Source organism: Neptunitalea chrysea (assembly GCF_027924145.1).
Lineage (GTDB): Bacteria > Bacteroidota > Bacteroidia > Flavobacteriales > Flavobacteriaceae > Neptunitalea > Neptunitalea chrysea.
In genome coordinates, this window is the sequence record NZ_BRVP01000001.1 from 145031 (window position 1) to 157421 (window position 12391).

11 protein-coding genes are annotated in these 12391 nt (G+C 33.7%); 6 read left to right on the plus strand and 5 right to left on the minus strand.

From position 1 onward, the window contains the following. Positions 1-109: 109 nt before the first annotated feature. A complete protein-coding gene (locus tag NBRC110019_RS00610; RefSeq protein WP_281751264.1) occupies positions 110-934 on the minus strand; it encodes a thymidylate synthase in 825 nt (274 codons plus the stop codon). Between the two features lie 212 nt (positions 935-1146). On the opposite strand from NBRC110019_RS00610, the gene NBRC110019_RS00615 reads away from it, so the two are divergent. The 3 genes from NBRC110019_RS00615 to NBRC110019_RS00625 all read left to right on the plus strand — a co-directional run bounded on the left by NBRC110019_RS00615 (position 1147) and on the right by NBRC110019_RS00625 (position 3673). Next, entirely contained in the window at positions 1147-1704 is a 558-nt protein-coding gene (locus tag NBRC110019_RS00615) for a YceI family protein (protein ID WP_281751266.1), read from the plus strand. 29 nt (positions 1705-1733) lie between these two features. Continuing rightward, positions 1734-3008: a hypothetical protein gene (locus NBRC110019_RS00620; protein ID WP_281751268.1), complete on the plus strand. Its 1275-nt coding sequence runs from the start codon at positions 1734-1736 to the stop codon at positions 3006-3008. 119 nt (positions 3009-3127) lie between these two features. Next, the gene (locus tag NBRC110019_RS00625) at positions 3128-3673 is read left to right on the plus strand and encodes a YceI family protein (protein WP_281751270.1); all 546 of its coding nucleotides are present in this window, start codon (positions 3128-3130) and stop codon (positions 3671-3673) included. Here the strand turns inward: NBRC110019_RS00625 and NBRC110019_RS00630 are convergent. From NBRC110019_RS00630 to NBRC110019_RS00645, 4 genes are all read right to left on the minus strand, one after another. Further along, a complete protein-coding gene (locus NBRC110019_RS00630) occupies positions 3662-5317 on the minus strand; it encodes a NupC/NupG family nucleoside CNT transporter (protein ID WP_281751272.1) in 1656 nt (551 codons plus the stop codon). The genes NBRC110019_RS00625 and NBRC110019_RS00630 overlap by 12 nt on opposite strands. A gap of 18 nt (positions 5318-5335) precedes the next feature. Beyond that, on the minus strand, positions 5336-5959 hold the full coding sequence (locus tag NBRC110019_RS00635) for a bifunctional nuclease family protein (protein ID WP_281751274.1): 624 nt from the start codon (positions 5957-5959) through the stop codon (positions 5336-5338). 85 nt (positions 5960-6044) lie between these two features. After that, entirely contained in the window at positions 6045-7007 is a 963-nt protein-coding gene (locus NBRC110019_RS00640; protein ID WP_281751276.1) for an electron transfer flavoprotein subunit alpha/FixB family protein, read from the minus strand. Positions 7008-7032: 25 nt separating this feature from the next. Next, positions 7033-7779, minus strand: coding sequence for an electron transfer flavoprotein subunit beta/FixA family protein (locus tag NBRC110019_RS00645; protein WP_281751278.1), 747 nt, complete (start codon positions 7777-7779; stop codon positions 7033-7035). Between the two features lie 378 nt (positions 7780-8157). On the opposite strand from NBRC110019_RS00645, the gene NBRC110019_RS00650 reads away from it, so the two are divergent. The 3 genes from NBRC110019_RS00650 (at position 8158) to NBRC110019_RS00660 (ending at position 12360) form a co-directional block, all read left to right on the plus strand. Beyond that, entirely contained in the window at positions 8158-9153 is a 996-nt protein-coding gene (locus NBRC110019_RS00650) for a pyruvate dehydrogenase complex E1 component subunit beta (protein ID WP_281751444.1), read from the plus strand. A gap of 74 nt (positions 9154-9227) precedes the next feature. After that, positions 9228-11726, plus strand: coding sequence for a DUF5686 family protein (locus NBRC110019_RS00655; RefSeq protein WP_281751280.1), 2499 nt, complete (start codon positions 9228-9230; stop codon positions 11724-11726). A gap of 106 nt (positions 11727-11832) precedes the next feature. Beyond that, complete coding sequence (locus NBRC110019_RS00660) at positions 11833-12360, plus strand: inorganic diphosphatase (protein WP_281751282.1); 528 nt, start codon at positions 11833-11835, stop codon at positions 12358-12360. Positions 12361-12391: the final 31 nt, after the last annotated feature.

A 12391-nucleotide genomic window follows, 5' to 3' on the forward strand; every position in this document is an offset into this window, starting at 1 on the left:
ACAACATAAAAAAAAGGATAATTCATTGCACATGAATTATCCTTGAAGATACAGTTATTTATTTTAAAATTTATGATAACAAAGGTTAAATGCTCGTTAACCAATAAATTTATATAGCAACAGCCGCTTTAATATGTGGGTGCGGATTGTAATTGTCTAATACGAAGTCTTCAAATTTAAAATCGAATATACTTTTAACCTCAGGATTTAGTGTCATTGTGGGTAATGCTCTTGGTTCGCGACTTAATTGAAGTTGTACTTGTTCAAGGTGATTGTTATATATATGTACATCACCAAAGGTATGTACAAAGTCTCCGGCTTCGTAACCACATACTTGTGCTACCATCATAGTTAACAGTGCATAGGAAGCAATGTTAAATGGAACACCTAAAAATACATCGGCACTACGTTGGTATAATTGGCAAGAAAGTTTTCCATTAGACACATAGAACTGAAAAAAAGCATGACAAGGAGGTAAGGCTGCTTTACCGTTAGCTACATTTTCTGCAAAAGTAACCGAGGTGTTAGGCATAACACTAGGGTTCCAGGCAGACACTAACATTCGTCTGCTATCCGGGTTTTTCTTAATGGTCTCTATAATATCCTTAATCTGGTCAATTTCTTCTCCATTCCAATTACGCCACTGATGACCGTATATAGGACCGAGATCACCATCTTCATTAGCCCACTCATTCCAGATACGAACTCCGTTATCAGTAAGGTATTTAATATTGGTGTCTCCGTTTAAAAACCATAAAAGCTCATAAATAATAGATTTCAGGTGTAACTTTTTAGTAGTTACCATAGGAAACCCTTCACTTAGGTTAAAGCGCATCTGATACCCAAAAATACTTTTTGTTCCAGTTCCGGTTCGGTCTTCTTTTGTGTGGCCAAACTCTAAAATGTGATTTAGAAGGTCATGATATTGTTTCATTTGAGACTAAATTTTCTAATAATAATCAAAGTACAAAAAATTAATTTATTTCAAAAATCTACACATGTAAATGTAAAATTCTTACTAATTGACGTTTAAAAAGTAAATATTCATAAATCAGTAAAAAATTTCTGTCCTAAATAATGATAATAATCATGTATTAGGCATAAAGTTCGAGGTAGTTTTGAACTGTAAAATTAAAACAAATAAAAATGAAAAGATTGGTTTTAACTCTTGTAATTACAGTTTTAGGGATAAGTTTAGGAGCCTCTCAAAACTATATAGCAAAATCATCAACTTCTGAGTTGTCTGTAAGTGGTACTTCAAGCCTTCACGATTGGGAGTGTTCAGTAAAAGATTTTACCGGAGAGATTGATGCTGTTATAACAGACGGAGCGGTAAGTGCAATTAACAATTATAACTTCACTTTTAAAGTAAAGTCTTTAGAAAGTGGTAAAGGAGGTATGAACAAAAAAATGTATGAAGCTTTAAAAGAAGAAGATTACCCCGTAATTACCTATAAAGGTTCAGAAGTTGTTTTTATAAATGGACAGGCTAAGTTTAAAGGAAAAATGACAATGGCGGGAGTAACCAAGTATTTTGAAACTATGATAGATGTTACCTACGAAGGAGGAAATATAAAATTAGAAGGAAGTAAGGCATTCAAATTGGCCGACTTTAGTATAAAACCACCAACAGCAATGTTTGGAACCATTAAAACAGGAGAAGAAGTAAGTATTCATTACAACATTCTTTTGTTAACTAAGTAAATTTTTTTTAACTCAACAATTATTAAATCATGAAACAGCAATTAAATTGGTTATTAGTACTATTGGTAGTGGTATTTGTAACAGGAACTGGGTTAGCACAGGAAACACAAATAGGTTATTATAATAAACCAGGAAAAGAAAGTCTTAATAAGTTTGAAACATCGAAAGTAGATAGCGCAGCTTTTAAAGATGTTAAGGTACGAGTAGGTGGAGCATTTGCGTTACAATTTCAAGGCATAGAGCATTCAAATGATTCTGGTGTAGCTTTGGCTGATATAGGAAATGAATTTAACTTGGCTACTGCGAATTTGAATTTTGATGTTCAGTTAGCAGAAGGTGTGCGTATGAACTTAGTTACATACCTTTCTTCAAGACACCACGAAGATACTTGGGTAAAAGGTGGATATATTCAATTTGATAAATTACCTTTTTTAAATAGCGAAGTATTGAATAAATTAATGGAAGATGTGACTATTAAAATAGGGCATATGGAAATTAACTATGGGGATGCTCACTTTAGACGTACTGACAACGGTAATGCAATTTACAACCCATTTGTAGGTAACTTGTTAATGGATGCTTTTGCAACAGAGATAGGTGGTGAGGTATATTATCAAAAGAATGGATTCTTAGCAATGGTTGGTGCTTCTAATGGAGAAATAAAGGGAGATGTTACCAATCACGGATCAACTGATCCTTCTATCTACTTTAAAGTAGGATATGATAAGCAAGTAAACGATGCTTTAAGAACAAGATTAACAGCTTCTTATTATTCAACTAATAAATCTGCTAACAATACGCTATATGCAGGAGACAGAGGTGGATCTAGATATTATTATGTAATGGAACCAGAAGAAGCTGCAGGAGATTTTTCTTCTTACTTCCGTTCAGGTAGATTTAATCCTGGGTTTAACTATGAAGTGCATGCTCTTATGATTAACCCTTTTGTTAAGTATAATGGTTTAGAATTCTTTGGGACTGCCGAGTTTACTAGTGGTAGAAAAGCTTCTGAGATAGATAATAGAAATGCAACTCAACTTGCTGGAGAATTGTTATATAGATTTGGAGCAAATGAGAACTTTTATGTAGGAGGTAGATATGCTACAGTTACTTCAGAAATGAATGGATATGAAGACGATGTAACTGTTAATAGAGTGCAAGCTGGTGCAGGTTGGTTTTTAACTAACAATGTTTTAGCAAAATTAGAGTATGTTAATCAACAGTATAAAGATTATCCTGCCGGAAGTATTTATGAAGGAGGAGAGTTTAAAGGATTTATGTTTGAAGCTGTAATTTCCTTCTAATTGTAAATTCAGTTAATTGATTAACACAAAAATAGAAGTTTAAGAGTAGTTGGAAAGCAGTACACATTTTTTACTAAATTGTACTGCTTTCTTTATTTAACCACTAATGTAAAGCACTAATGCGTAATATAATAACCATACTAGTAAGTGTTTTTTTAGGAATATTTTGTTGTGCTGTTAAAGCACAGGGTAAGATTAGTGTAAAGATAACTACTAATGTTAATAGCTTTAGTTGCGATTGTAAAGAGAATGATTTTATTTATGCCAATAAAACAATATCTACGGCTAAAGATAATACTACGATTCTGTTTCCGTTAGTTTCTTTTAATTGTCCTAAAAAGTTAATGGAAAGAGATCTTCAGGAGTTATTTAAATCAGAAGTATATCCTTATGCAAAATTATCTATATTAGAAAAGGATATAAATAAAAACACAGGCGATACCACTATTAAATTTAGCTTAACCCTTAAGGATGTTACTAAAACATACGAGGTCTTATTAGCAAATGTAAAACGTGGGGATAAGAATTATTTAAGTGGTGATCAAATGATTCAGTTAACCAATTTTAACGTAGAGCCGCCTACCAAAATGCTTGGCGTTATACGCGTTAGAAATGAGGTGAATATAGCTTTTTTAATACCTCAGGATCAAATATTAGCCTATTAAAATTCCGGCAAGCGTAGCGGAAAGTAAAGAAGCAAGCATACCACCAATCATAGCTTTTAAGCCATACTTAGAAAGTAATGCCCTTTTACCTGGTGCTAAAGAACCAATACCGCCAATTTGAATACCGATTGAAGCAATATTTGCAAAACCAGATAACATAAAGGTAGAGATAACAATAGATTTCATTTCTACAAAGGCACCAGCATTTTTAAGGTTGTTTAAGCTATTGTAGGCAATAAATTCAGAAGCGATTAACTTTTCTCCTAATAGACGACCTACTAAGCTCGCATCTTCCCAGTTAACACCAACCCCGTAAGCTAAAGGTGAAAATATAGTACCCAAGATATATTGAAGAGATAAAGAATCGTATTTATGATTGGTATAAGAAGCTATAGCTGTGTTTAGGGAAGTGAGATCTCCTACCCAGCCTAACAAACCATTTACCATAGCAATAAAGGCAACAAATACCAATAACATAGCTCCTACATTAGCTGCTAATTTTAAACCTTCTGTAGTACCTACAGCAATAGCATCTAAAAAGTTAGACCCAATTTTATCTGAAGAGACTTTAACCGAAGTATCTATAGGTTCTGTTTGTGGTACTAACATTTTAGCAATAACAATGGCTCCCGGAGCAGCCATAATAGAAGCCATTAATAATTGTTTGGCAAATAATAATCGCATGAGTTCGTCTCCACTTCCTAGTAAGTCAATATAGGCAGCTAAAACACCGCCGGCTAGGGTAGCCATACCACCTACCATTACCAAGAATATTTCTGACTTATTCATTCGCTCTAAATAGGCCTTAATCATTAAAGGAGCTTCTGTTTGTCCTAAGAAAATATTACCGGCTACAGCTAAACTTTCTGCGCCCGATATTTTTAATGCTTTGGTCATAACCCAAGCCAATCCTTTTACTATAATTTGTAATACTCCTAAATAAAAGAATAGAGAAGTAAGAGCAGAGAAAAAGATAACTGTAGGTAGTATTTGGAAAATAAATACAAAACCAAACGATTGTGTATCCATTAATTTATCTCCTAATAGGAAGGTACTTCCAGCACGTGTAAAGTCTAGTATTGTTACAAATGCACTACTTACCTGGTCAAAAATCCATTGAATTGCCGGTACGTAGATAATACCAATAGCCATAACTATTTGTGCTGTGATACCGAACCCGACAAGTTTCCAAGGGATGTTTTTTTTATCAGAGCTAAATAAATAAGCAATGGCTAAAATTAATAGGATACCTATAGCGCCTCTCCATAAATTATCGAAGGAAAATCCTTTACTTTCAAGTTTAGCAATTTCCGTTATTTTAGCAACCTTTGTGATAGGGGTAGCTTTAGTGGTAAAAGTATAAGTTGTTGCTTTATTATTAAAAACTAAAGTAGAATCAGTAAGTTCATTTATTCTGTAAGTAGCAGTAGAATCAGATTTCGAATAATAAAGTAATAAAAGATTATTCTGATTTATATAATCTCCTTCTAATGTATATTGACTAAATTTTTGTTTAAAAGCTCCAGCACTAAATTCGATATAATTTTGGTTGGCATCCACCCATTTTTTTTCAAGTTTTTTCTGGGCATTTACAGTTATTACGGTACAAAAAAGGACAATAATAAAGCACAAAAATTTATTCATACAAGGGGCGTTTATTGGTTATTTTGTTTCTCTTTTTGAGATTTCGTCACGGATACGCGCTGCTTTTTCGTAGTCTTCATTATTTACAGCAGTTTCCAACATTTTGTGAAGTTCACTTAAAGAGTAGGTTTTATACGATTCTTTTGAAGTAGTAGGAGCATCGGCTTCTGGTTCAATGATATCGTTTACAAGAATTTCTTCCTTGTCTTCAGCGTCTTCATTACCATCGAAGTTAAGGTGTATGCCTGCCTTGTCAAGAATGCTTTTATATGTAAAAATTGGAGCGTTAAATCGCAGTGCTAAAGCAATAGCATCACTGGTTCTGGCATCAATAATTTCTTCTATCCGATCTCTTTCGCAGATAATACTTGAATAGAAAACCCCATCTACAAGTTTGTGTATAATTACTTGTTTTACAATAATTTCAAACCTGTCGGCAAAGTTCTTGAACAAGTCATGTGTAAGGGGTCTTGGCGGTTTTATTTCTTTCTCAAGCGCAATTGCTATAGATTGCGCTTCAAAAGCACCTATAACTATTGGTAATTTTCTATCGCCATCTACTTCGTTAAGGATTAAAGCATAAGCGCCATTTTGAGTTTGGCTGTAAGATATTCCTTTAATATTAAGTTTCACTAGACTCATAAACACATAGCTTCATAAAAAAAATAGGCTGTCTAAATAGGCTTTGTATTTAGACAGCCTTTTTGAGTGGCACAAGTTAAAAAAATTATGTATTATTCGCCTTATATTCTTTTAATTTTTCTATGAGTTGTGGTACAACCTCAAAAGCATCTCCTACAACACCGTAATCAGCGGCTTTAAAAAACGGTGCTTCAGGGTCGTTATTAATAACTACTTTTACTTTTGATGCATTCACCCCTGCTAAATGTTGTATGGCTCCTGAGATACCAATAGCTATGTAAAGGTTAGAAGCAACCGGCTTACCAGTTTGCCCTACATGTTCACCATGTGGTCTCCAACCAAGATCTGATACTGGTTTAGAACAAGCAGTAGCCGCACCAAGTACGTCAGCTAATTCTTCTATCATACCCCAATTTTCTGGTCCTTTTAAACCACGTCCACCAGAAACTACAATTTCGGCATCGGCAATGGTTACTTTACCGGTAGCTTTATCTGTACTTAGTACTTTACTAGAGCTTTCTACAATGGTTGGAGCAAAATCTTCGGTTGTACAAGTGGTTTGCTCTTCTTTTAATCCAAAAGAATTTTTTGCTAATCCAATAACAGCTTTCTCTGTATCTACTTGAGTTAAAGCAAAAGCTTTATTGGTAAAAGTGGTACGTTTCACTTTTAAAGGATTAGTGCTTTCTGGTAATGAAACTACATTAGGAGCATATCCTGCGTTTAATTTAACGGCTACCATAGGGGCTAAGAACTTGTCGTTTGCAGAAGATCCTAAAACTACTAAAGTAGCAGTTTCTTTTTCTGCAGCCTGTAAAATGGTGTCGGCATATAAAGTGGCGTTAAATTCGCTTAGGTTCTCATTTTTCACATTTAATACTTTAGATACACCATAGGTCCCTAAAGTATCAGTGTCATCTGTGTTAAATGAAACAGCTGTTACACTTAATCCGTTTTGCGCTGCTATGGCAGCAGCATATGAAGCTACTTCAAAAGCAGCTTTTTTTAATTTTCCGTTTTCGGATTCTGTATATATTAAAATTGACATTCTCTCTTGTTTTAATGGGTTTGTATTAAATTACCTTAGCTTCGTTATGTAACAAACTAATTAATTCATCCAGATTATCAGGACTTACTAATTTTACATCTCCTTTAGCAGCAGGCTTTTCGAAAGAAGTTATTTGTGTTTGTGCTTCTACAGCTTCTGGTTCTAAAACCGCAAGTTGTTTTTTACGAGCCATCATAATTCCACGCATGTTCGGAATTCTAAGGTCTTTTTCTTCAACTAATCCTTTTTGTGCACCAATAACTAATGGTAAGGTAGTTTCAATCTCTTCTTTACCACCATCTATTTCACGTGTAGCTTTTGCGGTTGTTCCTTCAACTTCAAGACCAATACACATGTTTACAAAGTTTGCTCCGGTAAGTGTAGCTAACATTCCCGGAACCATTCCTCCGTTATAGTCTATAGATTCTCTGCCGGCAATAACCAAGTCGTACTGACCATCGGCTACCACTTTTGCTAATTGTTTTGCTACAAAAAAGCCATCGGTAGGGGTTGCATTAATTCTAATTGCTTCATCTGCTCCAATGGCAAGTGCTTTACGTAGTGTAGGTTCGGTATCTGCAGTGCCAACATTAACTACGGTTATAGAAGCGCCTTGCTTCTCTTTAAACCACATGGCTCTGGTTAAGCCAAATTCATCATTTGGGTTAATTACAAATTGCACACCGTTCTTGTCAAACTCTGTATCATTGTTAGCAAAGTTTATTTTAGACGTAGTATCGGGTACATGACTAATGCAAACTAATATCTTCATTTTAGTATAATTTTTTTAAGAAATCAATAATTTAAACACGAAGTTAATGATAATTTTTAAAATATACTATGCACGCATAGTATATTTTTTACTCAAAATCAGTAAATAATCGGAAGTATTGATTTTATTGATATTTGTATCCTAACAAATTTACTTTAGAAATAGGTTTTAAAGAAATTACGACGTTCTTTTTAAGAAACCTTAGGAGATTTAGGTTAGGGTTTGTTATATTTTTATTTAAAATAGAGAAAAGCGTTAAGTAAACTCTCTTTTATCGGTTTTTAATTGAAAACTTATTAAAATAGTTTTTAAAGAATTACTATTTTTGTGAAGCCGATTTTTTAATCTGCATAAATAAGTTATATAGAAAGTAAAAAAATATTCAAAAAAGTTTCAATGAGAACAATTCAATTTAGAGAAGCAGTTTGCGAGGCCATGAGCGAGGAAATGCGCACAGATGAGTCTATTTATCTTTTGGGTGAGGAAGTTGCAGAATACAACGGTGCTTACAAAGCTTCTAAAGGTATGTTAGACGAATTTGGTCCTAAACGTGTTATTGATACTCCTATTGCAGAACTTGGTTTTGCTGGTATAGCAGTAGGTTCTGCTATGAATGGAAATCGCCCTATAGTAGAGTTCATGACTTTCAACTTCTCATTGGTAGGTATAGATCAGATTATTAATAATGCAGCTAAAATACGTCAGATGTCTGGCGGTCAGTTTAATTGTTCTATCGTATTTAGAGGGCCAACAGCATCTGCTGGTCAGTTGGCAGCTACCCACTCACAAGCATTTGAGAACTGGTTTGCAAACTGTCCTGGTTTAAAAGTTGTTGTTCCATCAAATCCTTACGATGCAAAAGGATTATTGAAATCGGCTATCAGAGACAATGACCCTGTAATCTTTATGGAGTCTGAACAAATGTATGGAGATAAAGGAGAAGTGCCAGAAGGAGAATATACTATTCCATTAGGAGTTGCAGATATTAAAAGAGAAGGTACAGATGTAACCGTTGTTTCTTTTGGTAAAATTATTAAAGAGGCTTATGTTGCTGCTGATGAGTTGGCAAAAGAAGGAATTAGCTGTGAGGTTATTGATATTCGTACAGTACGTCCTTTAGATTATGATACGATTTTAAAATCTGTTAAGAAAACAAATCGTTTAGTAATTTTAGAAGAAGCATGGCCATTTGGTAACGTTGCTACTGAGATTACGTTTCAGGTACAATCTCAAGCATTCGATTTCTTAGATGCACCTATACAAAAAATTAATACTGCCGATACACCAGCGCCTTATTCTCCAGTTTTATTAAAAGAGTGGTTGCCAAATAGCGAAGATGTTATTAAAGCGGTAAAAAAAGTGATGTACAAATAAAAATAAAACTTTAGCGTTATAGAACTTCACCGTATGGTGAAGTTTTTTTATTTTGTACCCATACTAAATTCTATATGACTCAAAAATTATTAGTTTACTGCTGCTTATTTTTCTACTGCTCGCTTTTTGCCCAAACTAAAGTAGGAGGGAGGGTTATAGATGAAAGCGGAGAGCCCATTGCGTTTGCTAACGTAATGTTTAAAGAAAACCCAACGGTTGGTGTAATTACCAATGATGACGGAACCTTTTACCTTGAGACAGATGAAACCTATAAAGTATTAACGGTTTCGTTATTGGGCTTTGCTGCTCAAGATATAGATCTTACCAAGAAGGTAACTTATAATTTAGAAGTGGTACTTACTGAGGGAGAGCAATTAGATGAGGTTGTGGTGTATTTTGGTAAAACCTCAAAAAAAAATAACCCTGCCATAGATATACTTAAGAAGATATGGGCAAAGAAAAGAGATAATGGGTTAAATAGGTTTAAACAATATGAGTTTGATAAGTATGAAAAAGTTGAATTTGATTTAAATACCATAGATAGTACACTTGTAAATAGTAAACTCTTTAAAGGAATGGAGTTTATTTTTAAAGAAGTAGACACGTCTAGCATTACTGGTAAAACGTATTTGCCTATGTTTATTAATGAGGCTGTTTACGAAGTGTATGGTGATAATAAATTGGGTAAGCAAGTAGAAAGACTTACAGGAAATAGAAACTCAGGGTTTAGTTCTAATCAAAATATAATATCGTTTGTTCAGGATTTGTATTCTGAGTATAATATCTACAATAATTATATGGTGTTTTTTGATAAGAGCTTTACCAGTCCTTTATCAAAAACAGGGGTAGACGTTTATAACTATGTTTTAAACGATAGTACTTTTATTGATAATAAATGGTGTTATAATATTGTATACTATCCGAGAAGAAAGAATGAACTCACCTTTAAGGGAGATTTTTGGGTAAACGATACTACTTTTGCTGTTAAGAATATTAATCTACAGGTAACTCGTAGTGCTAATATTAACTGGGTAAAAGATATATACATAGAACAAGATTTTGAAGTAGTGAATGACTCTACCTTTCTACTAAAACGCGATTACATGATGAGTGATTTTAGTTTAAATAAGAAAGAGAAATCAAGAGGTATTTATGGTAAACGAACTACGGTATATGATAATTATGTTTTTGATAAGGAAAAGCCAAGAAGCTTTTATGAGGCTAAAGTAGATCCGTATAATGAGAAAGCATATAATAGGGATGATACTTTTTGGGAAAACAGTAGGCTAGAAGAGCTTAATAAAGATGAGCGTAAGGTGTATAATATGCTTGATACTCTTAAGACTGTGCCTAAGTTTAAAAGACTATATAGTTTAGCCAGTATTTTAGGATCTGGTTACATAGAGTTTGATAAGATGAATTTTGATTTTGGTCCCATATTTTCAACCTTTGGATATAACGAACGAGAAGGTGTTAGAGTAAGAGCTGGGGGTAGAACATATTTTGGTCAGAATGATAAGTGGCGTATCGAAGGATACACGGCTTACGGTTTTAAAGATAATCAATTTAAGTACGGTATTTCTGGAAAAATATTACTAGACCGTAAAAATCGTTTAATTATATCGGCTGGTAATAGAAGAGATATTGAACAAATAGGGGTGAGTTTAACATCTACGAATGATGTTTTAGGAAGAAGTTTTGCTTCGTCATCTGTGTTTACTTCAGGGTCTAATAATACCTTAACAAATATCAATCTTTCTACCGTTGCTGTTGAATTTGAACCGGCTAAAAATTTAATATTAAAAACACAGGGTTCTTACAGGATGCTACGTTCTGCATTACCCGATATTTTTAGCTTGAGTTATGTTGATTCTGAATCTCTAACTGGAGTTGAAAATGAAACCAATCAATTAGATATTATTACTTCTTTAGAGTATACTCCAAAGCGTAAGACTATTGGTTACGGAGTAGAACGAAGAAATGTGAATGATGATTATGCTAGATACATGGTGCTTTATACTGGTGGTTTGAAAGGGATGGTAGATAGCGATTTTGATTATCAGAAGATTCAATTGTATTATAGGCAGCCTATAAATATTGGAGGTTTTGGTAGGTTAACGTCTACTATAGAAGCAGGAAAAACATTTGGTGAAGTACCATTGAGTTTATTAAGTGTAATACCAGGTAATCAAACCTATTTTTCTATATTTAATACGTTTCCAAATTTAGATTTTTATGAATTCGTGACAGATTCATACGTGTCATTACACTTAGAGCATAATTTTAATGGACGATTATTTTCTAGAATTCCGTTTTTACGAAAATTAAATTGGAGAGAGATAGTAGGTGTACGAGGAGCGTATGGAACGTTGTCTGATGAAAATATAGCGCTTAGCGCACCTGCATCAATAGTATTACAGGCACCGGATTCTAAGCCTTACTGGGAGTATTCTTTTGGGATAGGGAATATTTTTAAAGTATTTAGAATCGACTTTAATTTTAGAGGTAATTATTTAGACACGCCCGGTGCAAGACCTTTTAGTGTAACAGGAGCATTTGGGTTTTATTTTTAACATAGCTCATAGCGTTATTTCAATATATAGTAAGTAAGTATAATATATTTTGGTTTTTTATAGACGTTAGTCTATTTTTGAAAAACTATCATTAAGTAATAAAATCATGAGTGAAATTCCGACTTTTGACGTCCTAGTGGAGATACCAAAAGGAAGTAGAAACAAATTTGAATACGATTTCGAGAAAAAAAGAATCCGTTTTGACAGGGTTTTATATTCTGCAATGTTTTATCCTGCAGACTATGGGTTTATTCCTGAAACATTAGCAGAGGACGGAGATCCTCTTGATGCAATGGTTTTCTTTACAGAACCAACTATACCAGGTTGTCTTGTAGAGGTAAAGCCAATAGCTGTTTTTAAAATGGCTGATGATAAAGGACCTGATGAAAAAATTATCTGTGTTCCTGTATCCGATCCGATTATGAACAAATTGAGTGATCTTAGCGACTTAAATATACATACCTTAAAAGAGTTTGAACACTTTTTTCAAGTATATAAAGACCTTGAACAGAAGTTTGTACAAGTTGATGGTTGGGGAGATTTAAGTGAAGCGTTAAATTACATTAAGAGTGCTAGAGACCGTTTTGAAGGGCTTTCTGAAGAAGAAAAAGCAAAATATTCAATAGATATTTAATTTATTGTAAAAAAATAACTATTAGCCTCGT